Origin of the sequence: Streptomyces sp. H27-H5 (assembly GCF_026627505.1) — a bacterium.
Taxonomy (GTDB): Bacteria; Actinomycetota; Actinomycetes; order Streptomycetales; family Streptomycetaceae; genus Streptomyces.
In genome coordinates this window covers 82,962-107,026 of record NZ_JAPNLK010000021.1, presented here as the reverse complement: position 1 = coordinate 107,026, position 24,065 = coordinate 82,962, and the positions used below count along the sequence as shown (strand labels likewise).

Sequence of the window (24,065 nt, the reverse complement as noted above, 5' to 3'; positions counted from 1 at the left end):
ACCACCTCCGACCTGGACGATCTCCTGGCCAGGCTCGACCAGCACACCGCCGATCACCCAGAAGAATCCTCCGCCGCCAAGGCCGCGTGATCAACCCCCGAAGGACTTACGACGCAGACCACTTAGCTTGCCCTCGACCACATGGCGGGCGAGGTCGTCGAAGTCCGCCCGCGTGGGGTTGCCGCTGAAGAAACGCACCCGGCCGTGTCCGTGGACTGTGCTGGCCGCGAGGTAGCCGAGCGACGCCGCGGGCCGTTTCAGGTCGAAGGCGATGGTGACCATGCGCCCGCCCGGATTCAGCAGGCGCCGGAAGGCCCGCAGGTCGGTCCCCGCGGTGTCCAGGACCACGTCGAAGCGGCCCAGTTCCGCCGGCCGCACGGTCCTGTGGTCGACGGCCTTGTGCGCGCCGAGCCCGCGGACGAAGTCGAGGTTGGCTGCACGGGCCAGGGCCGTGACCTCGGCGCCGTACGCCAGTCCGAGCTGGACGGCGGCGTTGCCGACACCGCCCGAAGCACCCCGGACGAGGAGTCGTTCGCCGGGGCGCAGCCCGGCTTTGTCCCGCAGCGCGGTGATGGCCGTGGTGGCTACCGGCAGCGCGGCGGCGTCCACCAGGTCAAGGCCGTCGGGGAGCCGGCCGACCCGCTCAGCGGGTACGGTCACGTACTCGGCGGCGCTGCCGAGTACGGAGGTGCGGCCCAAGACCCCCCATACGCGGTCGCCTGCCGCGAACCGGGTGACTCCGGCGCCCAGTGCGGCGACCTCGCCGGTGAAGTCCAAGCCGACGCGCTTGGGGAATTTCCGGCCGGTCATGAGGCGGAGACGGCCGGCACGTGCTGCCAGTTCGCCGCCGTTGACGCTGAACGCGCGCACCCTCACAAGGACCTCGCCGGGGGCCGGCTCAGGGCGTGGCACGCAGCCCGTGTAGAGCACATCGGGGCCGCCATAGCGGTCGTAGAGCACTGCCTTCATCATGCGGTCGTTCATCGTTCTGCCTTTGCCGCCGGGGGCCGTACAGGGATCTGGCATCGACCGTAAGCTCTTAGGTGGACGCAATCGTCCACTTGGACCGGAAGCGAGAGACAGTGATGGCGGAATCCTCTCGGATCACAGCCCGGGACGGGGTGCGGGCGGATGCCCGGCGCAACCGAGAGCGCGTCCTCGTCGCCGCCCGTGCGGTCTTTGCGGAGCACGGGATCGGCGCCCCGATGGCGACCGTGGCCCGACGGGCCGGGGTCGGCGTGGCGACGCTGTACCGGCATTTCCCGACCCGGGACGCCCTGGTGAGAGGCGCGTTCGCGCAGCAGATGGAGACCTGCGCGCGGGCGCTCACCGAGGCTCTGGCCGCCCCTGATCCGTGGCAGGGCTTCCAGCAGCTGGTCGAAACGGTCTGCGCTCTGCAACGGGAGGAACGCGGGTTCTCGGCCGCGTTCGTCGCGGCCTTCCCGGAAACCGAGTCGGAACACGCGCAGTCCCGGCAACGAGCCGAGCGGGACTTCACGACTCTGGTACGCAGGGCCCAAGCGTCGGGCGCGCTACGGTCCGATTTTCACCCTTCCGACCTCGCCGTGGTCCTATTGGCACACTGCGGTCTGGCGACCGCCCTACCGGATGACGGTGCAGCGTCCCGGCGCCTGGTGGCCTATCTGCTCCAGTCGTTCCGCACCGACCCGGCCAACAAACCGCTGCCCCCTCCGGCTGCACTGACACTGCGCAGCCTCCCGATTGCAACAGACAGTCCCCAGGGGCAACGACCCTCCCGAGCCTGACAAGAAACGGTACTTGCCGCAGAGCACATCCAGCCCGATAACTCCACTTTCGCAACAGGCCCTAAGGCCGGTAGACGAGTTCGATCATCATGGCGGTGATGACCGCCCAGACGCCGATGCCGAGCAGCCACAGGGCTTCGAGGACGGCGCCGGTGGCGATCACGGTCACGCCGGCCGTGCCGATGGCGAGGATCGCCCGGCGGATGCCACGGTCGGGAAGCCAGTCGATGGTCACGGTCCGAGGATCCCGCCGGAAACTCGCCTTGGCGAGGGTCCGGCGGGATTCCTTTCGGCATCTTGACGTCGGGCCACGGACTTCGGGTTCGTACTTCCGCCTCGGACGTCAGCCGGCGTGGACGTGGGGGCGGCGGGCCCGGTCCGGTTCCGCCTCCCGGATGACCTCCCGGGTGACGGGGGCGACCTCGCCCTGGCCGAAGAGGAAGAACCGCAGGAAGTTGGCCATCGGGTTGCCCTCGGTCCACTCGAAATAGATGTGAGGGCGCTGTCCGGTCTCGTCGCGTACATGGAGCAGCAGGGCTGCCAGTGCGTTGGGGATGCTGGAGCTTTCCAGGGTCAGGACGCGGTAGCGGTCGTGGAGCACCTCTCCGCGTACCCGCATGCCGGACTCGAACTCGGAGGCATCCAGGACGGTGACCTCGACGAACATGACGTCGTCGCCCTGCGGGATGTCGTTGTCCGCGCGGATCTGCTCGACCTTCTCGCGGTACTCGGTCCGGTCCCTGTTGTCGGGCTCGTTGGCGATGAAGCGGATCGTGCGGTTGGCGGTGTCGCGGATGAACCGCTGGGCCATGTCGTCCAGCTCCACGTCCGTGACGCGCAGCTCGAAGACGCGGGCGAGGCGGGACAGCAAGGAGAGGGCCATGATGCCGCCGATGAAGCAGGCGCCGATCTTCACACCGTCGGGGCGTTCGACGACGTTCACCGCGGTCGTGTAGATGAAGACGGCGGAGATGATCCCGAAGCCGATGGTCCAGCCGCGCTCCCCCGCCCGGCGCGCGGCGATGGTCACGGCGACCGCCGCCGAGGTGATCAGGACGAGCACCCCCGTGGCGTACGCGCCTCCCTGGGCGTCCACGTCTGCGTCGAAGATCCAGGTCACCAGGAACGCGACCAGCGTGAACACGATGACCATGGGACGCAGTGCGCGGGCCCACTGCGGGGCCATGCCGTAACGGGGCAGGTAGCGCGGCATCAGGTTGAGCAGGCCCGCCATGGCGGAGGAGCCGGCGAACCAGAGGATGAGGATCGTGGAGATGTCGTAGACCGTGCCGAAGGCCGATCCCAGGTACTCGTGGGCCAGGTAGGCCAGGGCGCGGCCGTTGGCCTCACCGCCTGGCTGAAACTGGGCGGGTGGGATGAGCAGGGTGGTGATGAAGCTGGAGCAGATCAGGAACACGCTCATGATGATCGCGGCGGTCGTCAGGAGCTTCTTGGCACCTCGGATCCGCCCGGCGGGCTTCTGCTCCGTGTCCTCGGGATCGCCCTTGACGTGCGGCATGACCGCGACGCCCGTCTCGAACCCCGACAGGCCCAGCGCGAGCTTGGGGAACACGACGAGCGCGATGGCGATCATCATGAACGGGTTGCCGTGCTCGGTGGTCAGCGCGGTCGTCCAGTCGGTGATGACCTGCGGTGCGGTGAACACGTGCCACAGCCCGACCGCCACCACGACCACGTTCAGGCCGAGATAGGTGAAGACCAGGAAGACCGCGACGCCGATGGCCTCGCTGAACCCCTTGAGGAAGACGGCGCCGAGCAGCGCGATCATGATCAGGGTGATCAGCACCTCGTGGCCGTGCAGGGTGCTGGTGAGGTGCGGGTTCTCCACCAGGTGCGCGGTCGCGTCCGCCGCGGAGAGGGTGATGGTGATCAGGAAGTCGGTCGCCGCGAACCCGAGGAGGGTCAGGACGAACAGCTTGCCCTTCCAGAACGTCAGCAGCCGCTCCAGCATCGCGATGGAGCCCTCGCCGTGCGGGCTCTCCTCTGCCACCCGCCGGTAGACGGGCAGCGCGCCGAACAGGGTGAGCAGCACGAGCACGATGGTCGCCAGCGGTGACAGCAGCCCGGCCGCGAGGAACGCGATGCCGGGCTGGTAGCCGAGGGTGGAGAAGTAGTCCAGGCCTGTCAGGCACATGACGCGCCACCAGGGCCGGCCGTGGGGCTGTGCCGCCGCTTCCTTGGCGGCGGGCGAACTGTTCTCGGCGGTCAAGCCTTCCAGCATCCACGCGCGCAGGCGCGATGTGCGGGCAGGGGTGGCCATCGTGGGGGGCTCCTGTCGTACGGCAAAGAATCAGCCATCGACGTCGACGGCTGGGCAAGCGTACGCAGCCTGATCACTTATGCCCGCGTGTGAGCGAATTCTGACGCGTCCTTAACGCGCACCCTCCCAGTGGCGTAGTGGACGTACTCCTGTCGCAGCCGGGACCCTGCATTTGTGTCCTCTTGACGGCTGTGTACCTGATCCCGTCAGGACCCCGTGAAGGGCGCGTCAGGGACCTGCGGTGCGGTCGGGGAGCCGAGGCGGAAGCGGAGGCGGCAGATGACGGCGTCGGTGTCGCGGCGGACGGCGTGGGCGACGACGGAGCCGCGCTGGTTCTGGAGGATCCGCTGCCAGAGGTGTGCGGGTTCGGTCTCCGGGATGAGGACGGTGATCTGGGCGTCCGGATGGGTCTGCGTCAGCTTCCGTACGTAGCCGGATACCGGGCGGCCCAGGGAGCGCGTCTCGGAGGTCACCTCGACGAGGTCCACGCCGGGGTTCCACAACTCCCAGTCGCGGCGCAGGGCTTCGGCGGCGGCCCGGTCCTCGGCTGCGGGGTGGGTGACCGTGACGGCGAGGGCTTCGTCGCCCAGGGAGCGGGCGGCGGTGAGGGCCTGGCAGGTCAGGCGGGACAGGCCGGATACGGGGACCACGACGAGCGAGCGGGCCCGCTGCGGGGGCTGCGGGACGCGGCCGAGTTCGAGGCGCTCGCCGATCTGCGCGTAGGCCCGGTTGACCTTCTCGAAGCCGAGGACGATGAGCGGCAGGGCGAGGACGATCAGCCAGGCGCCTTCGGTGAACTTGGTGGCGGTGACGACCACCGCGCAGACGCCGGTCAGGAGCGCGCCGAAGCCGTTGAGGGCGGCCTTGGCCCGCCGGCCGCGCGGGCGCTCGCCGTACCAGTGTCGGACCATGCCGACCTGGCAGATGGTGAAGCCGACGAAGACTCCGATGGCGAAGAGCGGGACGAGGGTGTTGGTGTCGCCGCCGGAGAAAACGAGCAGGGCTGCCGAGACGAGAGCCAGCCAGACCACGCCGTGGCAGTGGACCTGACGGTCGGCCTTGAGGGCGAAGAAGTGCGGCAGGTGGTTGTCGCGGGCCAGCAGACTCATCAGCACCGGGAGGCCACCGAAGGAGGTGTTCGCGGCGAGCGCGAGCAGCACCATGGCGGCGCACTGGACGACATAGAAGGCCGCGTTGTGTCCGAAGGAGGCGTCGGCGAGCTGGGCGAGGACGGTGACGCCCTCGACCGGCTGGAGGTGGAAACGGCCGATGAGGACGGACAGGCCGATCAGCATGACGCCGAGGAGGGCGCCGAGGGCGACCTCGGTGCGCTGGGCGCGGCGGGCGGCCGGCGCCCGGAAGGACGGCACGGCATTGGCCACGGCCTCGACACCGGTCAGCGCGGAGCAGCCGGCCGCGAAGGCCTTCAGCAGCAGGAGCGCACCCACTGCGGTGGCGCCCTCGCCGAGCGCGGAGGCGTGCCCGGCGGCGGACGCCGTACTGGCGGGGCCGTCGCGGAACAACCCGACGGCGATCATCGCCAGGATCGAGCCGACGAAGAGTGCGGTCGGGATCAGGAACGCTTTCGCCGAGTCCACGACCCCGCGCAGGTTCACGGCCGTGACGAGGACCAGGACCGCGAGACAGATCCACACCCGCTCGCCGTGCAGGCCAGGGAAGGCCGAGGTCAGCGCGGCGACGCCGGCGGTGACGGACACGGCCACGTTCAGGACGTAGTCGAGGATCAGTGAGGCCGCCGCGACGAGGCTCGTACGCCTGCCCAGATGCCGCTTGGCGACCGCGTACGAGCCGCCGCCGTCGGGGAACGCCGCGATCACCTGCCGGTAAGAGGCCACCAGAACCGCCAGCAGCGCGGCGATGGCGAGGGTGACCGGGAGTGTGAAGCCCATCCCGTGGGCTCCGGCCGCCGCCAGGACCAGCACGATCGACTCCGGTCCGTAGGCCACCGACGCCATCGCGTCGAGCGAAAGCGCGGCCAGGCCCTGGAGGGCGGTCAGTTTGTGCCGGTCCCCCGCTCCACCGGCTCGGGTGTCGGGAGGCTCCTCCTGGCCCGGCCCCTGAGCGGCCTCGGTCGGTTTTCCTACGTGAATGGCCATGTCGCCGGTCCCTCGGAATGAGCAAAGTGAGGACAGCGTCGAAGCCTCACGATCAGGCCACCAGCACCCTTGGCGCGTTCCATACGCCCGCCCCGACACTCTTCACGCGTTCCATACGCGCAGGTGGGGACGGCCGTAAGAGGTCCGTCAAGAGGTGCTGTCGTGCGTGGCGCCGGCGCCGTCGAGGGGCAGGCTTGATCCGGGCGAAAGCGCCTGCCTACGACAAAAGGGAGAAAGCCCTGATGGACGTGGAGAACGTGGTCGGCCTGTTCGTCGCCCTCGCGCTGCTCGACCATCTCCTCTTCGCGCTGATAGGCCCGACAAGTTCTGAGGGCCGCGTCGAAGCACCATCGGCTCCTCCGGACGGGAGGCCTCACATGTCCGGGTACTGCTTCCGCCTTCGCGACCCCTTCGCCCTGGCCGCGGGCCTCCTGGCGCCGTTCCTCGTGGCGCTCGCGCTCGCGCCCTTCCGGACGGACCTCTCCGCCACCAACGCGGCGCTGATCCTGGTCGTCGTGATGGTCGCGGTCGCCGCCCTGGGCAGCCGGACGGCCGGGGTGCTCGCCGGAGGTGGTCGGTTCCTGCTCGATCCGCCGCCGGGCCGCCCCCTGCCCTCCGAGGAGGCGCGCCTGGTCGCTGTCGCGCCGGCTGCCCAGGCCGGCGCCGCGTTGGACACGGCCGGAGTGTCCCACCGAGGCTGATCCGGTCGTCGACGGCCCTCCCGTATGGGTGGCGTTAAGGGTTCCCGGGCGCCCGTATGGAGCCCGTCAAGGCGACTTAACACCGGGGTGAAGACGCGGTTGTCTCGTCCTCAGCCAACTGGCTGATTCATTTCTTCCCACTTCACTCAGGAGCTCGCGATGGCCGATCTGGCCTTCGTCGTCACCACGGTCGCGGTGTTCGCGCTGGTGGCTCTCATCGCCCGGGGGGTGACCAAGCTGTGACTGTCGAGAACGTTGTCGGCCTCGTCGTGGCCGTCTCACTGCTCGGTTACCTCATCCTCGCCCTCGTGTACCCGGAGAGGTTCTGAGCAGATATGAGCCCCGTAACCGCTGGTGTGCTCCAGCTGCTCGCGCTCATCGCCGCGCTCGCACTGGCCTACCGTCCCCTCGGCGACTACATGGCCCGGGTCTACTCCTCCGAGAAGCACTACAAGCCGGAGAAGTGGATCTACAAGGTCATCGGCGCCAATCCGTCGGCCGAGATGCGCTGGCCCGCCTACCTGCGCGGCGTCCTCGCCTTCTCGGCGGTGAGCGTCCTCTTCCTCTACGCCCTTCAGCGCCTGCAGGGCAGCCTGCCGGGCTCGCTCGGCTTCGTGTCGATCGACCCGGACCAGGCCTTCAACACCGCAGCGTCCTTCGTGGCGAACACCAACTGGCAGTCGTACTACGGCGAGCAGGCCATGGGCCACGTCGTACAGACCGGCGGCCTCGCGGTGCAGAACTTCGTCTCCGCCGCCGTCGGCATGGCCGTCGCGGTGGCTCTCGTACGGGGCTTCGCGCGCTCCCGAACCGGTGAGCTCGGCAACTTCTGGTCCGACCTGGTGCGCGGCACCGTCCGCATCCTGCTCCCGATCTCCGTGATCGGCGCCTTGGTCCTGGTGGCCTGCGGGGTCATCCAGAACTTCGCGGGAATTCACGAGGTCGGCCAGTTCATGGGCGGCGCCCAGCAGTGGAACGGCGGGGCGGTCGCCTCGCAGGAGGTCATCAAGGAGCTGGGCACGAACGGCGGCGGTTACTTCAACGCCAACTCCGCCCACCCCTTCGAGAACCCGACCCCCTTCTCGAACCTCTTCGAGATCTTCCTGATCCTCGTCATCCCATTCGCGCTGACGCGGACGTTCGGCCGGATGGTCGGCAACCTGCGCCAGGGCTACGCGATCCTCGCCACGATGGGCATCATCTGGATCGCGTTCACCGGCCTGATGATGTGGACCGAGTTCGCCCACCACGGCCCGGCGCTGGACGTCGCGGGCGGTGCGATGGAGGGCAAGGAGACCCGGTTCGGGATCGGCGGTTCGTCGATCTTCGCCGTGGCCACGACGCTGACCTCGACCGGCGCGGTCAACTCCTTCCACTCCTCCTACACGGGCTTCGGCGGCGGCATCACCATGCTGGGCATGCAGCTCGGCGAGATCGCGCCCGGCGGCGTCGGATCCGGTCTCTACGGCATGCTGATCATGGCGATCATCGCCGTGTTCATCGCGGGCCTGATGGTCGGCCGCACCCCCGAATACCTGGGCAAGAAGATCGGCACCCGCGAGATCAAGCTCGCCGCCTGCTACATCCTCATCACCCCGGCTCTCGTACTGTGCTTCACCGCCGCGGCGATGGCCCTGCCCACCCCGGGCAACTCGCTGACCAACTCCGGCGCGCACGGCTTCTCGGAGATCCTCTACGCCTACACCTCGGGCGCCAACAACAACGGCTCCGCCTTCGCCGGTCTGAACGCCGACACCCAGTGGTTCAACAGCACCATCGGCATCGCGATGCTGCTGGGCCGTTTCCTGCCCATGGTGTTCGTCCTCGCGCTCGCCGGTTCGCTGGCCGAGCAGAAGCCCGTGCCCGAGACCGCGGGCACGCTGCGCACCGACAAGCCGCTCTACGCCGGCCTGCTCGTCGGCACGATCGTCATCATCACCGGCCTGACCTACTTCCCCGCCCTCGCGCTGGGGCCCCTCGCCGAAGGGCTCGCCTCATGAGCACCATCACTCCCACCCGCGCTCCGCACGAGGACGTCCCCACCGGGCACAAGCCAGCTGCCGGCCGCGTCGGCGGGGGCCTGTTCGACCCCAAGGCACTGCTGAAGTCCTTCCCGGACGCGGTGCGCAAGCTCGATCCCCGCATCATGATCAAGTCCCCCGTCATGTTCGTGGTCCTGATCGGCTCGGTCGTCACGACCGTCCTCGCGGTCAAGGACCCGACCGACTGGTTCGGTTGGGCCATCACGGCCTGGCTCTGGCTCACCACGATCTTCGCCAACCTCGCCGAGGCGGTCGCCGAAGGCCGCGGCAAGGCCCAGGCCGACACGCTGCGCAAGGCCAAGACCGACACGGTCGCCCGCCGCCTCGACGGCTCGGTGGAGGAGCGGGTCCCCGGCACAGAGCTGCACATCGGCGACCTGGTCGTCTGCGAGGCCGGCGACATCATCCCCGGTGACGGTGACGTCGTCGAGGGCGTCGCCTCGGTCGACGAGTCGGCCATCACGGGCGAATCCGCTCCCGTCATCCGCGAGTCGGGCGGCGACCGTTCGGCCGTGACCGGTGGCACGAAGGTGCTCTCCGACCGGATCGTCGTCAAAATCACGACGAAGCCCGGTGAGACCTTCATCGACCGGATGATCGCCCTCGTGGAGGGCGCGGCCCGACAGAAGACGCCCAACGAGATCGCGCTCAACATCCTGCTCGCGTCCCTCACGATCGTGTTCCTCCTCGCCGTCGTCACCCTGCAGCCCTTCGCGATCTACGCGGGCGCCGAGCAGTCGATGATCGTGCTGACCGCCCTGTTGGTCTGCCTGATCCCGACCACGATCGGTGCACTGCTCTCCGCCATCGGCATCGCCGGCATGGACCGCCTGGTCCAGCGCAACGTCCTCGCCATGTCGGGCCGCGCCGTCGAGGCCGCGGGCGACGTGTCCACCCTGCTGCTCGACAAGACCGGCACCATCACCCTCGGCAACCGGCAGGCCTCCGAGTTCGTACCGGTCAAGGGCACCACGGAAGCCGAACTGGCGGACGCCGCACAGCTTTCGTCCCTCGCTGACGAGACCCCCGAGGGCCGTTCCATCGTGGTCCTCGCGAAGGAGAAGTACGGACTGCGGGAACGCCACCAGGGCGAGCTCGCCGGCGCCGAGTGGATCGTCTTCACCGCCCAGACCCGCATGTCGGGGGTGGACGTGGACGGCCGCAAGACCCGCAAGGGAGCCGCCGGTTCGGTCATCACCTGGGTGAAGGAGCAGGGCGGGCAGGTCGCCGACGACGCCGACACCCTGGCCAATCGGATCTCCGAGGCCGGCGGCACCCCTCTTCTCGTGGCCGTCGAGGACGAGCGCGGAGCCCGTGTGCTGGGTGTCATCCACCTCAAGGACGTCGTCAAGGAGGGCATGCGCGAGCGGTTCGACGAACTGCGCCGCATGGGCATCAAGACCGTCATGATCACGGGCGACAACCCGCTGACCGCCAAGGCGATCGCCGAGGAGGCGGGCGTCGACGACTTCCTCGCCGAGGCGACTCCCGAGGACAAGATGGCCCTCATCAAGCGGGAGCAGGCCGGCGGCAAGCTCGTCGCGATGACCGGCGACGGCACCAACGACGCCCCCGCCCTCGCTCAGGCCGACGTCGGCGTCGCGATGAACACCGGCACCTCGGCCGCCAAGGAGGCCGGGAACATGGTGGACCTCGACTCCAACCCCACCAAGCTCATCGAGATCGTGGAAATCGGCAAGCAGTTGCTGATCACCCGAGGGGCACTGACCACCTTCTCCATCGCCAACGACGTCGCCAAGTACTTCGCGATCATTCCCGCGATGTTCGCCGTGGTCTACCCCGGCCTGGACAAGCTCAACATCATGGGCCTGACCTCCCCCGAGTCGGCGATCCTCTCCGCGGTCATCTTCAACGCGCTGATCATCATCGCGCTCGTACCGCTCGCCCTCAAGGGCGTGCAGTACCGGCCGACCAGCGCCGACAAGATGCTCCGGCGGAACCTCGGTCTGTATGGCGTGGGCGGTCTGATCGCCCCGTTCATCGGCATCAAGGTCATCGACCTCCTCATCTCCCTCATCCCCGGAATCGGCTGATCTGCGATGAACAACTCTGTCAGCAACACCGCACGCCTGATCGGCGCCGGCCTGCGGGCGCTGCTGGTCCTGACGGTCATCTGCGGCGTGATCTACCCGCTCGCCGTCACCGGCATCGCCCAGGCCCTGTTCAACGACAAGGCCAACGGCTCCGAGGTCAAAGACAAGAGCGGCCAGGTCGTCGGCTCCTCCCTCGTCGGGCAGACCTACAACCTGCCGAAGCAGAACCCCGACGACCCCGAGGAATCCGCCAAGCCGGACCTCAAGTGGTTCCAGCCGCGCCCCTCCAACGGGCTGGGCTCCAACAGCGTGAACACGCAGTACTCGCTGATCCTCTCGGGCGCCACCAACCGGTCCGCCGACAACGGCGCCGTCAACGGCCTGTGCACGGCGGGCGCGGAGGAAGACACCCTGTGTGCCCAGGTCGTCGCCGCCAAGGACTCGGTCGTCACCGACAACTCGACCACCTCCTACAAGGTCAAGCCGGAGGACGTACCGGCCGACGCCGTCACCTCCTCCGGCTCCGGCCTCGACCCGCACATCTCCCCCGAGTACGCCAAGATCCAGATCCACCGGGTCGCCGAGCAGAACAAGCTCGACGTCAAGCAAGTCGAGAAGCTCGTCGCCGACCACACCACCGGCCGCACCCTCGGCTTCATGGGCGAACGCCGCGTGAACGTCCTCGAACTCAACACCGCGCTCAAGGCACTGACCAGGGGCTGACGTTCCCCCGAACAGGGGTCGGCGCCGGCGTGGCGCGAAGCTCCCCCAGCCACTGCTGGGAGGTGGCCACGCGCCCCGCCGGCTCCGACCCGTATCCACCGACTGAGGAAGGCCCCACACCGATGATCAAGGTGCTGGTGGTGGAAGACGACGCCCAGCTCGTCCGCGCGCTCGAGATCAACCTTGAGGCGCGGAAGTTCGAGGTGGAAACGGCTTCCGACGGGCACAAGGCCCTGCGTCTGGCAGCCGTCCGCAAGCCGGACGTCATCCTGCTGCCTGCGGGTCTACATGGCCCAGCTCCGGCGCAAACTGGAAGCGGACCCGTCGCATCCGAGATACCTGATCACCGAGCCCGGCATGGGCTACCGCTTCGAGGGATGACGTAAACACCATGGGACGCGGCAAGTTTCGTATCTACCGGGGCTCGGCCCCCGGCGTCGGCAAGACGTACGCGATGCTCTCGGAGGGCCCCCGCCGGGTGGAGCGGGGCACCGATGTCGTGGTCGCCTTCGTGGAGCACCACCACCGTCCGCGCACCGAGGTGATGCTCCACGGGCTGGAGCAGATCTCCGGGCGCGAACTTGGCCACCGGGGTTCCACGTTCACCGAGATGGACGTGGACGCGGTCCTTGCCCGTCGGCCCACTGTCGCCCTCGTGGACGAGCTCGCGCACACCAACGTGCCCGGCTCGCGCAACGCCAAGCGCCGGCAGGACGTGGAGGAACTCCTCCAGGCCGGTATCGACGTGGTCTCGACCGTCAACATCCAGCACCTGGAGTCACTCGGCGACGTCGTAGAGACGATCACCGGGGTGCGGCAGCGGGAGACGGTGCCGGACGAGGTGGTCCGCCGCGCAGACCAGATCGAGCTCGTGGACATGTCCCCGCAGGCACTGCGCCGACGCATGGCCCACGGGAACATCTACAAGACCGACAAGGTCGACGCGGCCCTGTCCAACTACTTCCGCCCCGGCAACTGACCGCCCTGCGCGAGCTCGCGCTACTCTGGGTCGCCGACCGAGTCGACGAGTACCTCCGCGAGTACCGCGGTGAGCACAACATCCGCACCACCTGGCAGGCCCGCGAACGCATCGGACCGCGCTCGACGCCCTGCTGGAGCAGGTCCGCGAGACCTTCGCCATGGAGTCCGTCGCTCTGCTGGAGCGCGGTACTGAGGTGGACCCGTGGACCTGCGCGGGCAGCACCGGACGGAATCCGGTCGCCCGCCCGGAGGACGCCGACGTCGACATGCCCATCGGCGAGAACATGGCGCTCGCCCTGACCGGGCGGGTCCTGCCCGCGGAGGACCGCCGGGTGCTCGGCGCGTTCGCCGCGCAGGCCGCCGTCGTACTGGACCGCCAGCGCCTGGTCGACGAGGCGGAGGAAGCGCGGCGCCTGATCGAAGGCAATCAGATCCGCACGGCGCTGCCGGCCGCCGTCAGCCACGACCTGCGCACCCCGCTCGCCTCCGTCAAGGTCGCCGTCACCTCGCTCCGTTCCACCGACGTGGAATGGTCGGAGGAGGACCGGGCCGAGCTCCTGGAGGGCGTCGAGGACGGCGCCGACCGCCTCGACCACCTGATCGGCAACCTCCTCGACATGTCCCGCCTCCAGACCGGGACCGTCGTCCCGATCGTCCGGGAGACCGACCTCGACGAGGTCGTGCCGATGGCCCTGGCCGGCGTACCCGACGACAGCGTGGTCCTCGACATCCCGGAGACGCTGCCCATGGTCGCCGTGGACCGCGGTCTGCTGGAGCGGGCCGTCGCCAACATCGTCGAGAACGCCGTCAAGTACAGCCCCGCCGGTGAGAGCGTCCTGGTGGCCGCCAGCGCCGTCGCCACCCGGCTCGAAGTCCGCGTCGTCGACCGCGGACCCGGAGTCCCCGACGAGGCCAAGGACCGGATCTTCGAACCGTTCCAGCGGTACGGGGACGCCCCCGGGGGCGCCGGTGTGGGCCTCGGCCTCGCCGTGGCGAGGGGCTTCCTGGAGGCCACGGACGGCACCCTGACCGCCGAGGACACCCCCGGCGGCGGCCTGACGATGGTCCTCACCCTGCCCCTGAAGGACGGGGCACCACAGCGCCTCCCCGACCTGCCGGCCGGGGCCACGACCTGATCCCGAAGGCCCGTGCCCTGAAGAGCCGATCAGGGTACGAGGGACGTGATCGTCGAGTTCAGACGCCAGTGGATCTTCGGCGCCTCCGTCGGATTGCAGACCGCCGGTGCATGGGGTAGCGCGAGGCAGGGCGGACTCCGGCGAGCACCGCCCTCATGCCTGGGCCGTTCAGCTGCAGTTGACCCAGTCGTTGGACTTCATGTAGTGGCCCACGCTGTCGGACTTCTTGGTCCCCTTCGGGATGATCCCGCTGGAGCCGGTGTAGTTGGTTCCCGAGTACCACTTGAGGTCACAGGAAGCACCGTGGTTGTACCACGACCTGAAGTTCTGGAAGACCGCGTACTGGGTCAGGATGGAGTTGCTGCCGGCGATCTGCTGCCTCCGCCCGGTGTAGTTCTGTCCGGACCAGACACAGAAGTAGCCCGAAGGACAGTCCGACGCCGCCGCGCCGGCAGTTCCTGTACCCACCGCCGGCAACCCGCCGGTAAGCGCGATACCAGTGACGATTCCTGCGAGGTTCCTCGTCATGCCCATGTCTCTGTCTCCTTCGACGTCCGGGTGCGCCTACGACCCGACCGTCCGGCCCACGAGACGGCCGGCCGGAGGAGGGAAAAGCGCCTGTCGGACGGAACTGGGCCTGAGTGTGCCGGGGTGTCCAGGGGCGGGTCTTGTAGAAAACGGCGAGCCAGGTTGTTGATCACCGCAGTTGCCGTCCGCCTTGTCCGCGGGCTGGTGGGCCACCTCCGCGATCAGCCTGCCGGCGCATGCGCAGCTGTTCGGCGGGGACGCCACCGGATGCTTGCGGACGCTGCTGGACGGCGGGGGCGGTGACGGCCTACCGCAGGTGCAGCCCGCCTTCCGGCCCTCGCTCCTTGCCCTGATGGCGACCGCCGCGCCGGCGGACGGGGACGCCGGGTACGCCGAGCGGTTGCTCGCCGACGCAGAGGCGGACGCCGGTCGGCTCGGTCTGCCGTTGCAGTGGGCGTGCGTCCATCGGGCCGGCGCCCAGCTGCGATCCCCGCGCGGCTGCGGCGGGCCCCTTCTCGACCTCGCCGGTGAGTGGGGCGAGCCGTCAGTTCAGGACGGCGTCCAAGATCTCCTCCACCCAGTACCCCAGACGGTGCCGGCGGCTACAGAACCGCTTCGGGCGGCGCCACCGGCTGCGCTGGTCGAGCGGCCGACGGCACTGCTTGCAGTGCTTCACACGTGTCCGATCCCCCATGGCCTGTGACTCTACTGACCTTGAAGTCGTCTTGTCGTGGGGGCTGACGGTTGGTGATCGTCGCGGTATGCCGGAGGTATGAGGTATCCGCAGGGTGGGGGTCTGACCGCGGAGAGGCAAGCATTTCGCGAGCGGGTCCGGATGGAAGCGGTCGCCATGTTCGCCGACGGACGTGGCAGTACGGAGATCGCGAAGGAGTTACGGGTCAGCGTCCGGTCGGTTCAGCGGTGGCGGCGGTCCTGGCGGGAGGCCGGCCAGGACGCGGTCCGTTCCCGCGGTCCGATGTCCCGTCCGAAGCTGGATGACCGACTGTTCGCGCTGCTTGAGGAGGAGTTGGCCAAGGGCCCGGTCGCTCACGGCTGGCCGGACCAGCGGTGGACGCTCGCCCGGATCAAGACGCTGATCGGCCGCCGGTTCCACAAGTCCATGACGCTGTCGGGGATCTCCCAGATGCTGCGGCGCCGTGGCTGGAGCCATCAGGTTCCGGCCCGTCGTGCCGTCGAGCGCGACGAGGCAGCCGTCGCCGGCTGGGTGAAGGAGGTGTGGCCGCACCTGGAACCACCGCGGCGGCGCTCGGGGCCTGGATCGTCTTCGAAGACGAGGCCGGATTCTCGATGACGCCGCCGACCTCACGCACGTGGGGCAGACGCGGATCCACCCCGGTCATCCGCGTCCGGGGCCGTTCCCAGCGTCGCTTCTCCGTGGCGGCCCTGTGCTGCTACCGGCCCGGCGAACGATCCCGCCTGATCTACCGGCCCAAACGGCATACCGACCACAAGAGCGGCGGCCGCAAGAGCTTCGCCTGGACCGAGTACCGCGACCTCCTCATCGCCGCCCACCAGCAGCTCGACGGACCCATCGTCCTCATATGGGACAACCTGAACGTCCACAAAGACCGCCGCATGCGGGCCTTCATCGACGCACAGGACTGGATCACCGCCTACCACCTGCCGCCTTACGCACCCGACCTCAACCCCGTCGAAGGCATCTGGTCAGTACTCCGTCGGACCACCCAGGCCAACACCGCCTTCACCGACCCCGACCACCTCATCCGCCGGCTACGGCACGGCCTCCGCCAAATCCAATACCGCAGCCACATCATCGACGGATGCCTCACCGGGACCGGCCTCACACTGACGACACCACGCCTACAACCTCAGTAACGGCCACAAACGGGTTGGCGGCCATCGGGCCTTGGCCGGCGCCCGCAGGTTCCAACCGTCATACGCGGGCTGCGACACCACTGCAACCCTCGGGGCGTTGGTGACGTGACCCTCGGGAGTACGACGACGGGTCGCAGTTTCGTCATGCTCTCGGCGTACACGGGAGGCAAGACGGGAGGGAAGGCGGCGGCCGTATCCCGGTTCCTCGACACCTTCACGACCTTCACCGGCTTGTCCGTCTTCCAGTGAGAGGAGAAGGCGTGCGACAACCGCCTGCGGGGGATTGCTCAGAGGACGGGATCGGCAGACCCGCTGCCGGGTGCACGTGGCCCATGATCCGTACCATCCCCGAGACGGACGCGGAGACGACGTGAGGCATAGGAGCAACGCGGTCCCCCTGCTCACCGCACTGGCCGTGAGTGGCGTGCTCGCACTCGGCCCCGCCGCGTCCCCGCCGGCCGCCGCGGATCCCGGTGTGCTGCTCAGGGGGACCGTGGTCACGATGAACGACGCGGGGGACGTCTGGCCGGACGCCGCGCTCTGGATCAGGTCCGGTCGGATCGAAGCCGTCGTCAGGGCGGGCGGTCGACTGCCGCCGGGCGCGCGGTCGGCGCGGGTCGTGGAGAGCGGCGGGGTCATCTATCCCGGGATGATCGACCTGCACAACCACCCCGAGCACGCCGCGTACCCCCTCATGCCGGTCCGCAAGGCGTACAAGGACCGCTACGAGTGGCGGTTCTACGACGACGCGTACAACCAGCGCATCACCTACAGCGGGTTCGTCCTCTCCAGCCCCGACTACTACGACCTGGGGACGGAGTTGGGCCGGTACGGCGAGTACAAGGCGTTGGCCGGGGGCACGACGTCGCTGCAGGGTGCGGACGCGGGGCTGTCGAGCAGCGCGCGCGGCTGTCTGGTCCGCAACGTCGAGACGGCGGACGTTGGCCCGCACGGCGTCGTGAGCCGGGTGGATCTGGGGCGCGATGCCCGCGAATGGGCGGACCTGTCGCGGGCGGAGCGTGACGGCGTGCTGGTCCTGCACCTGGCAGAGGGGGTCGGGCAGCGCATGGCGGACGAGTACGGGGCCGTCCGGCGCAGCGGTCTGGTGGGGCCGCGGCTGATCGCGGTGCACGGCGTCGGGCTCACCGCGGAGGAGCTGAACGACATGGCGGCGCGCGGCGCGCAACTGGTCTGGTCGCCGCTGTCGAACTTCCTCCTCTACGGGAGCACCGCCGATGTCGCCACCGCGAAGGCCGCCGGACTCGGCATCAGCCTGGGCGCCGACTGGGCGCCTTCGGGCAGCAAGTCGGTCCTTGGCGAGCTGAAGGTCGCGGACCTGGTCAACAAGCGCCGGCTGAAAGGGCTGTTCACGGACCGGGAGCTGGTGGAGATGGTGACCCGCAACCCGGCCCGGGCGCTGGGCTGGGACCGTCGTGCGGGCCGGCTCGCGCCGGGCTACTTGTCCGACCTCGTGGTGCTGGACGATCGGAACGCCGATCCGTACCGCAATCTGATCGAGGCCACCGAGGAGAACGTCCGGCTTGTCTCCGTGGACGGCAGCATGCTCTACGGGGACGAGCCGGTCATGGCGCGGGCCCGGCCCTCGCGGGACACCGAACCGACTGCCCGCTTCCCCGGCGGCCGCGTCAAGGTGAGTGCCGTCGACTGCCCGGGTACGAGCCTGCCGCCGATGCCCCTGGCCGAGACCGAGGACCGGCTGCGGCGTGCCCTGGCGATGGATCCCGGGTTCCTGCTGGAGCGCGTACGGCCGAAACCGGACTCCGTACGGCGTATCCGGGCCGAACTGGCCCACTGCCCGGGTGGCCCCCCGCCGGGCGAGCTGACGGCGGCGGACATCGCGCGCGTCCTGAGCTGCCGCCTGGGCCTTCCCTTCGAGGAAACCTCTTTGAGTCCCCTGACCACCTCCGAGGACCCGGGCTGGATGACCCGGCTGCTGGCCAACCCCAATCTCCCGGCCTACCTGAAGGAGCTGCCGGACTACTACGAGCACGTCCGATGACCTGCCGGCGGCCTGCCGGTTGGTCGACGACAGCGGCCGGCTTCGCAGGTGTTCCTGTTCGTTGACTCCGTTTGTAGGCGGGTTCTGACTGCACGTGGAGGCCGGAGGGACTCGTTTGGTAGGTGCGAAGTGACTCCGCTTCGGGCGGCGTCGGTCAACACGGTGGGCCCCGTGACGAGCGTTGACCAGCCGGGGTGTGGTGAGGGGCGGTGCTCGGCCGGGATATTGACTGGTCGCCGCTTGTTGATGGTGGTCATACTGCCGCGATGAATCCAGTGACGCTTGAGACAGACCGTCTGGTGCTGCGGGCCTTCACATCTGCCGACGTGGATGCGGTGTACGAAGCCTGCCAGGACGAGGACGTCCAGTTCTACACCCCGGTGCCGGTGCCGTACCGGCGTGCGGACGCGGAGAGGCTCATCGGCGAGAAGCTGCCCGTCGAGTGGGCCGAGGACAGGGACTACACCCTCGGCGCGTTCCGCCAGGACACCGGCGCCCTGGTCGGCTCGTACTGTCTGACCCTCGTCAGCCGCGGCGTCTGGGAGCTCGGTTACTGGGCGGTCAAGGGACAGCGCGGACGCGGGTACTCGGTGGAGGCCGCTCGGACCCTGTGCGACTGGGGCTGGGACACCCTCGACGTCCATCGCATCGAGTGGTGGGCCATGGCCGGCAACACCGGCTCGCGTGCCGTCGCCGAGAAACTCGGCTTCACCGTAGAAGGGACACTGCGCAATCGCGGCATCGCCAACGACGGCAAGCCGCACGACTGGTGGGTGGGCGGACTGCTGAGGCCCTGATGCTCGGTCCGATGCTTCGCCGGCTGCGTTTGCTCTTCCGGAGGGAAGTTCCCGGCTCGGACAGTTCCCGCAGAAGCGCCACACCCATTGATCATCGGCGGGCAGCGGTGACGTGGCAGGCCGCACGGGTTCTTCGGGTGTGACCAAGAAGTGGGCCCGTGCGGGCCTTGACCCCTCCCGCCTTCTGCGGCGTCTGTTGAGACAGCATCGGGCGGTGGCCACCACCCGCTACGCCAAGCGCCGTTACATCTGCCTCCGCACTGCCAGCGCGGCGGCCCTCACGATCCGCCTCCGAACATGATCGACGGGACCGCTAGCCGGCAAGGACCCCCGTGTTCTGGCAGGCGGTGAGCAGCCACCGTCCGTCGGCTTGCTTCGAGATCACGTACAGCGGGGCGCCCTCGCTCTCCTCGTCCGGGGCCAGGTAGCGCTGACGGACCTTGACCGCCGCGACGTCGGGGCGGATGAAGAGCACGTGGACCACCTCGTAGGTGACCTCGCCGTCCCAGTTGGCTGCGGGGAGGACCTTGCGGGTGAACTCCGAGATCGCGTCGAGGCCGATGAGGACCTTGCCGTGGGCGGTCGTCCAGACCGCGTCCGGGTGGAAGAGGCCGAGGAACTCCTCGGGGTCCTTGTTCCGCTGGGAGTGCTCGACGGTGGCTACGAGCCGGCTGATCGCTTCGATGTCCGCCGCGTGGGATGTGGATTCCGTGGTCATGTGGATCATCGTCACACCTCAAGCATGATTGAGGTCAAGTGTGTGGCGATGGGCAGATCCCGGGCATCCAGCGCGATTCCAGCGCAAGTTGCCCGGCGCCGTGGGCACACATGCGCGAGACGGTCCGCGAAGGCCGTCCCGCACTCCGGCCGTTGACCAGTGGTGATGCAGAGGTCCGGCGGGCGTATTAGCCGTGGGCGGGCGCCGAGGCGTGGGTGTGCTGTTCGTAGAGGCGGTCGGCCAGCAGTGCGTGTGCGAGTGTGCCGCCTGCGCGGACGGAGGCGGTCACGAAGGCTGCCTCGGCCAGTTCCTCGGGGGTTACGCCGTGGCGGCGGGCGGCGGCCGTGTGTACGTCCAGGCAGTAGGAGCACTGGGTGACGAGCGCGACCGCAACGGAGATCAGCTCGCGGTATCGGCGCGGCACCGCCCCGTCCTCCCGGTCCACGGCCTGCTGGAAGGCGACCCACGCGGCGAACTCCGCGGGGGCGTTGCCGCCGACGGAGCGGGCGCGGTGGAGGTCGTCGGGGTGTGCGTACATGTGCGGGCTCCTGAAGCGAGGGGCGGGGGTGCGCGCGGCGGGCCTGTTGCCCGGGCGCCTGGCACCACCTCACCGCGGTCGCCGCGGCGCTGTCCAAGACCGGTTTCGGGAGGACGGGTTCGTTCTCGGTATCGTGGCTGGTCATGGACTTGCGGGCATTGCACTGTTTCGTCGCCGTGGCCGAAGAGGGCCACTTCGGCCGCGCCGCCGCACGCCTGCGTCTGGCCCAGCCGCCGCTGAGCCGCCGTATCCGGGAGCTTGAGGCCGACCTCGGGTGCCGGCTGTTCGAGCGGATCCCCACCGGGGCGCGGCTCACCCCTGCGGGCGAAGTGCTGCTGGCAGAGGCGCGGGATCTTCTGGAGCGGGTCGAACGCGCCCGCGAGCGGGTCCGCGACACGGCAACCGACCGGGTGCTCGTACTGGGCACGGTCGCGGGCGCGGGACTGGAGGTCGGCCCGGCGGCGCTGGGCGCCTTGCGGCGCATGCGCCCGGGAGTGCGGGTGCGGCTGCGTGAGGCGGCGGTCACCGATCCGACGGCGGGCTTGCGCGAGGGTCGGGTGGACCTCGCGCTGACCCGTCTGCCCTTCGACACGGCCGGCCTGACGGTTCGACTGCTCGGTGAGGAGCCGCTGGTCGCGGTCGTCCCTGCGGACGATCCGCTGGCGAGCCGCCCGCGCCTGCACGTCACGGCGCTGGCCGACCGCCCGCGTTTCCGCCTGCCCCCGGGGACCGATGCCCGATGGCGGGCCTACTGGCTCGCCATCGAGGAGGACGCGCCGGGCCCGGTCGTGACGTCGGTCGAGGAGTGCCTGCACGCTGTCCTGTGGGAGGGCGCGGTCGGCCTCCTCCCGGCCGGCGCCGCGCGGCGGCACGCGCGGCCCGGCATCGCTTTCGTACCCCTCGACGGCCATCCGCCGAGCCGTGTCGTCATCGCCCGGCCGGCAGCGGTCACCGACCCGCTCGTCGACGCGCTCGCGGATGCCCTCGACGCCGCGGGACGGGCACAGGCAGGACAGGGGCGGCGCGACAGGGCCGCACCCAGCCACTGGTAGCTGCGGGCCGACCACCGACTGGGAGCGCAGGTTCGACTACGTGCACCTGCGGGGCCTCACCCCAGCCGGCCATCGGGTGCTGCCGTCCCTGTCCTCGAACCACCACCTGGCGCGGGCCGGCCTCGGGGCAGTGGGCTCCAGTTGACCGCGGGCGCGCTGCACGGCGACGTGTACGTCCCGGTAGGGCCCGCAGTCCCGACCGGGCAGCTCGCGGCCGACGAGGCGCAGGGACAGCGGCCGGGAGGGTTCGGACATGGCACCCACTCTGCCAGGCGGCGACCGGTCGGGGGCTCAGTGCTTGGCCGGCGGGGGTGTATCGACCCGGCTCGCCGCGTTCATGGACCTGGGGACTCACAGAGATTTCCGGTGCGGGGCGATCTCCGCTCGGCATCGCCGGGCGCGTACGACATTTCCTCGGACTGTCGCGTTGGTCCGCCCGATCGAACGCTCCGCCATGGGGAGTAATTGCCACTGGCATATTCGCGTAGCGCCCGATTACGCCTGTGCGAGTCCCTACCGTGGCGTGCACACCATCGCAGGCTTGGCTCAGATGCCGGTCCTGCCCTCCATGTACCGACCACGAAAGGAGTGAGCGTGAACGCTCGCTTCGGCATGAAGCGGAACGTCGTGCTAGGGGTGACGGCGCTGATCGCGATCGCTGCCGGGGGCGTCCCGGCCGCTGCCCTGACCGACGGAAGCCAGGGAAGCTCGCGCCACTGGGGCGTCATCACCCGCAACACGATCGGCTCTCCCGTCGCTGCTCTGAGGGACGGCCCGTACGGATCGTTCGGTGTGACGGGGACCGCCGCGAGGCCCCCCTATGGACGAGGCAGCCTCGGAATCGAGGTCGCGGACCGCTCCACTTCCCTCACTCCGCCCAGTGAGAAGGCCAGCTTCGGCAACGAGGTCGACTTCAACGGGAAGCCGGTCCTTGGCGCCCAGGGTCTGAACCAAGTCGGTTTCCACGTCTTCCAGACCGGCGAGAACGTCTCCTACGGCGGCCCGACGAACATGCCGAACGTGACGTTCGAGATCAATCCGAACCTCACCGCGGCGCCGGCCACCACCTACTCGTCGATGGTGTGGCTGCCGCCGGCCTCCCCGGTGACGAACCGCTGGAGTGGCTATCTGAACGCCGCCACGACCGGTACGTGGTTCCTCACGGGGAACGCGGGCACCGTGACCGGCTGCAACCTGGCGACCCCGTGCACCTTCCCGCAGCTGAAGAGCGCGCTCAACGACGGCGGCGCGCAGCCGACCATCTACACCGCTGCGGTCGGCAAGGGCCGCGACAACATGTGGATCGGCGCTGTCGACGGCCTGCGGATCAACGGGACCATCTACGACTTCGAGGCTGACGGAGTCAGGACGCGTCGCGCCACCTGAGCCTGGCCGGCAGGACGTCGTCGTCCGCGGCCGTGAGGCTGCGGACGGCGCCATCCACGGTGTGCAGTGGCCTGAGAGCGCTCTGCGTGGTCCAGCGAACCTCTCCTTCAAGGGGTACGAAAATCCGTGGCCGGGCCCATGGCAGGTCACGTACTGTGGGGCTCCACGCCCTTAGAGGGACGGAAGGAGGCGAGTGCCGTGCGGTTCACACCATTCCAGCGCTCCCTTTTCCGCTGTCCCGGCGTGGTTCGCGAGTTCTGACCGGGAGCGCTCCAAGCAGCCTGTATCCCGGAGGAATCCATGACCGATCCGGTCATCCGTGCGCTCTCCGCGAGCGACGCTCATCTCTTCGACGCACTCCCCGACCCCCTGGGCGCCCGTGTCGGCCATCGGCGTACCCGGTTCCGCCCCGACTGGAAGCGCGTCGCCCTGCGCGACGGCGAGGTCGTCGCCCGCGGCGCGTGGTGGGGCGGCCCCGACGACTCGGAGCCCGTCAACATCAACTGGTTCGACGTGGCCGAGGGCGAGGAGGAGGCCGGGGCCGAACTCCTGCGCTCGGCTCCCTGGCAGGTCGAACTCGAGATCAACCTGCCCGGCGACTGGCGGGAGAAGGCCGATCTGCGCGCCGGCGCCGAGGCGCGCTTCGCCGCCGCACGAGCCGCAGGGTACGAACTCCTGGTGGAACGCTTCCTGTACCGCTGGACCCCGGAGCGAGGCCTGCCCGAGCGGCCCGGACGCCTGCGTTTCCGCGCCGAACCCGACGACGCCGTGTTCTTCGACGCGTTGCGCCGCATCCACTCCGTCACCCTGGACGCCCACGCGCTTCGGGCCATCGGGGAGGGCGGTCTCGACCAGGCCGCTCAGGAGGAACTCGACTTCTTCCACTGGTGCCCTTCCCCGCGGGAGTGGTGGCAGGTCGCGCACACGCCGGAGGGAGACCTGGCCGGCATCCACATCCCGGCCCACAATCCCTCCGGCCCGACCATCGGCTTCATCGGAGTCGTGCCGGAACAGCGCGGTCGCGGCTACGCCTACGACCTCCTCGCGGAGTGCACCCACCTCCTCGTCGAGCAGGGGGCGGAGTTCGTGAGCGGAGCGACGGACCGGGGCAACCTCCCCATGGCCGCGAACTTCGCCAAGGCAGGCTTCCCCGTCATCAGTGAACGCATCAACTTCCACCCGGCGGGCCCAGCGGCCTAGCGAGGAGCAGCACGCGGTGAGCGGTTCGGACCGAGGGCAGGCCCGGACCGCTGCCGGCCTCGAGCGCCTCGCGGCGGCCGGCGCTGAAGGCGAGCGGGGGCGGACGCTTCGCCACTCCGATGGGCGTGACCTGGATGCGTCCGTCCGCTCCACCCGTGACGCCGGCGA

At 69.4% G+C, this 24,065-nt stretch carries 22 protein-coding genes and 2 pseudogenes; 15 read left to right on the top strand and 9 right to left on the bottom strand.

Annotated features, from left to right (window positions below; genetic code table 11):
• Window positions 1–90: 90 nt before the first annotated feature.
• Window positions 91–984 (bottom strand): NAD(P)-dependent alcohol dehydrogenase, encoded by an 894-nt coding sequence (locus tag OTB19_RS13565; RefSeq protein ID WP_267798398.1) that lies wholly within the window; start codon window positions 982–984, stop codon window positions 91–93.
• A gap of 101 nt (window positions 985–1,085) precedes the next feature.
• On the opposite strand from OTB19_RS13565, the gene OTB19_RS13560 reads away from it, so the two are divergent.
• Window positions 1,086–1,766, top strand: coding sequence for a TetR/AcrR family transcriptional regulator (locus OTB19_RS13560; protein WP_267798404.1), 681 nt, complete (start codon window positions 1,086–1,088; stop codon window positions 1,764–1,766).
• Window positions 1,767–1,827: 61 nt separating this feature from the next.
• Here the strand turns inward: OTB19_RS13560 and OTB19_RS13555 are convergent, their stop codons facing one another.
• From OTB19_RS13555 to OTB19_RS13545, 3 genes are all read right to left on the bottom strand, one after another.
• Window positions 1,828–2,001 (bottom strand): hypothetical protein, encoded by a 174-nt coding sequence (locus OTB19_RS13555; RefSeq protein ID WP_267798396.1) that lies wholly within the window; start codon window positions 1,999–2,001, stop codon window positions 1,828–1,830.
• A 108-nt stretch (window positions 2,002–2,109) separates the two neighbouring features.
• Window positions 2,110–4,047 carry an APC family permease gene (locus tag OTB19_RS13550; RefSeq protein ID WP_267798395.1) on the bottom strand — a complete coding sequence of 646 codons (1,938 nt, stop codon included), beginning with the start codon at window positions 4,045–4,047 and terminating at the stop codon, window positions 2,110–2,112.
• 206 nt (window positions 4,048–4,253) lie between these two features.
• Window positions 4,254–6,164, bottom strand: coding sequence for an APC family permease (locus OTB19_RS13545; RefSeq protein ID WP_267798394.1), 1,911 nt, complete (start codon window positions 6,162–6,164; stop codon window positions 4,254–4,256).
• A gap of 242 nt (window positions 6,165–6,406) precedes the next feature.
• On the opposite strand from OTB19_RS13545, the gene OTB19_RS13540 reads away from it, so the two are divergent.
• The 7 genes and pseudogenes from OTB19_RS13540 (at window position 6,407) to OTB19_RS13510 (ending at window position 13,801) form a co-directional block, all read left to right on the top strand.
• Window positions 6,407–6,865: a hypothetical protein gene (locus OTB19_RS13540; protein WP_267798393.1), complete on the top strand. Its 459-nt coding sequence runs from the start codon at window positions 6,407–6,409 to the stop codon at window positions 6,863–6,865.
• 239 nt (window positions 6,866–7,104) lie between these two features.
• Window positions 7,105–7,194, top strand: a complete 90-nt coding sequence (gene kdpF / locus OTB19_RS13535) for a K(+)-transporting ATPase subunit F (protein ID WP_267724323.1) — start codon at window positions 7,105–7,107, stop codon at window positions 7,192–7,194.
• A 6-nt stretch (window positions 7,195–7,200) separates the two neighbouring features.
• Entirely contained in the window at window positions 7,201–8,865 is a 1,665-nt protein-coding gene (gene kdpA / locus OTB19_RS13530; RefSeq protein WP_267798392.1) for a potassium-transporting ATPase subunit KdpA, read from the top strand.
• The gene (kdpB, locus tag OTB19_RS13525) at window positions 8,862–10,961 is read left to right on the top strand and encodes a potassium-transporting ATPase subunit KdpB (protein WP_267798391.1); all 2,100 of its coding nucleotides are present in this window, start codon (window positions 8,862–8,864) and stop codon (window positions 10,959–10,961) included. The genes kdpA and kdpB overlap by 4 nt, the downstream gene beginning before the upstream one ends.
• 6 nt (window positions 10,962–10,967) lie before the next feature.
• Entirely contained in the window at window positions 10,968–11,684 is a 717-nt protein-coding gene (locus OTB19_RS13520; protein WP_267798390.1) for a potassium-transporting ATPase subunit C, read from the top strand.
• Between the two features lie 237 nt (window positions 11,685–11,921).
• Window positions 11,922–12,065, top strand: a pseudogene (locus OTB19_RS43620) (winged helix-turn-helix domain-containing protein); the annotation flags it as partial.
• 10 nt (window positions 12,066–12,075) lie between these two features.
• A pseudogene (locus OTB19_RS13510) lies at window positions 12,076–13,801 on the top strand (ATP-binding protein).
• 168 nt (window positions 13,802–13,969) lie between these two features.
• On the opposite strand, the gene OTB19_RS13505 reads toward OTB19_RS13510, so the two are convergent.
• From OTB19_RS13505 to OTB19_RS13495, 3 genes are all read right to left on the bottom strand, one after another.
• Complete coding sequence (locus OTB19_RS13505; RefSeq protein WP_267798389.1) at window positions 13,970–14,269, bottom strand: peptidase inhibitor family I36 protein; 300 nt, start codon at window positions 14,267–14,269, stop codon at window positions 13,970–13,972.
• Window positions 14,270–14,636: 367 nt separating this feature from the next.
• Complete coding sequence (locus tag OTB19_RS13500; protein WP_267798388.1) at window positions 14,637–14,795, bottom strand: hypothetical protein; 159 nt, start codon at window positions 14,793–14,795, stop codon at window positions 14,637–14,639.
• A 78-nt stretch (window positions 14,796–14,873) separates the two neighbouring features.
• On the bottom strand, window positions 14,874–15,023 hold the full coding sequence (locus OTB19_RS13495; protein ID WP_267798387.1) for a hypothetical protein: 150 nt from the start codon (window positions 15,021–15,023) through the stop codon (window positions 14,874–14,876).
• Between the two features lie 78 nt (window positions 15,024–15,101).
• Between OTB19_RS13495 and OTB19_RS43615 the strand changes: the two genes are divergently transcribed.
• From OTB19_RS43615 to OTB19_RS13470, 4 genes are all read left to right on the top strand, one after another.
• Window positions 15,102–16,186, top strand: a protein-coding gene (locus OTB19_RS43615; protein ID WP_420716834.1) for an IS630 family transposase whose coding sequence is annotated in 2 segments (ribosomal slippage) — window positions 15,102–15,545 and window positions 15,548–16,186 — 1,083 coding nt in all. Because the reading frame shifts where the segments join, the coding sequence is not laid out codon by codon here.
• Between the two features lie 105 nt (window positions 16,187–16,291).
• Window positions 16,292–16,435: a hypothetical protein gene (locus OTB19_RS13480; protein WP_267798383.1), complete on the top strand. Its 144-nt coding sequence runs from the start codon at window positions 16,292–16,294 to the stop codon at window positions 16,433–16,435.
• Between the two features lie 121 nt (window positions 16,436–16,556).
• Entirely contained in the window at window positions 16,557–18,206 is a 1,650-nt protein-coding gene (locus OTB19_RS13475; protein WP_267798381.1) for an amidohydrolase family protein, read from the top strand.
• 266 nt (window positions 18,207–18,472) lie between these two features.
• Window positions 18,473–19,003 (top strand): GNAT family N-acetyltransferase, encoded by a 531-nt coding sequence (locus tag OTB19_RS13470; protein WP_267798380.1) that lies wholly within the window; start codon window positions 18,473–18,475, stop codon window positions 19,001–19,003.
• A 313-nt stretch (window positions 19,004–19,316) separates the two neighbouring features.
• On the opposite strand, the gene OTB19_RS13465 is transcribed toward OTB19_RS13470, so the two are convergent.
• A complete protein-coding gene (locus OTB19_RS13465) occupies window positions 19,317–19,730 on the bottom strand; it encodes an SgcJ/EcaC family oxidoreductase (protein WP_420716835.1) in 414 nt (137 codons plus the stop codon).
• A gap of 178 nt (window positions 19,731–19,908) precedes the next feature.
• Complete coding sequence (locus OTB19_RS13460) at window positions 19,909–20,259, bottom strand: carboxymuconolactone decarboxylase family protein (RefSeq protein ID WP_267798377.1); 351 nt, start codon at window positions 20,257–20,259, stop codon at window positions 19,909–19,911.
• A 143-nt stretch (window positions 20,260–20,402) separates the two neighbouring features.
• On the opposite strand from OTB19_RS13460, the gene OTB19_RS13455 reads away from it, so the two are divergent.
• The 3 genes from OTB19_RS13455 (at window position 20,403) to OTB19_RS13435 (ending at window position 23,897) form a co-directional block, all read left to right on the top strand.
• The gene (locus OTB19_RS13455) at window positions 20,403–21,311 is read left to right on the top strand and encodes a LysR family transcriptional regulator (RefSeq protein ID WP_267798376.1); all 909 of its coding nucleotides are present in this window, start codon (window positions 20,403–20,405) and stop codon (window positions 21,309–21,311) included.
• Window positions 21,312–21,905: 594 nt separating this feature from the next.
• Window positions 21,906–22,697: a hypothetical protein gene (locus tag OTB19_RS13440; protein ID WP_267798375.1), complete on the top strand. Its 792-nt coding sequence runs from the start codon at window positions 21,906–21,908 to the stop codon at window positions 22,695–22,697.
• 300 nt (window positions 22,698–22,997) lie between these two features.
• Window positions 22,998–23,897 carry a GNAT family N-acetyltransferase gene (locus OTB19_RS13435; RefSeq protein ID WP_267798374.1) on the top strand — a complete coding sequence of 300 codons (900 nt, stop codon included), beginning with the start codon at window positions 22,998–23,000 and terminating at the stop codon, window positions 23,895–23,897.
• Window positions 23,898–24,065 lie beyond the last annotated feature (168 nt).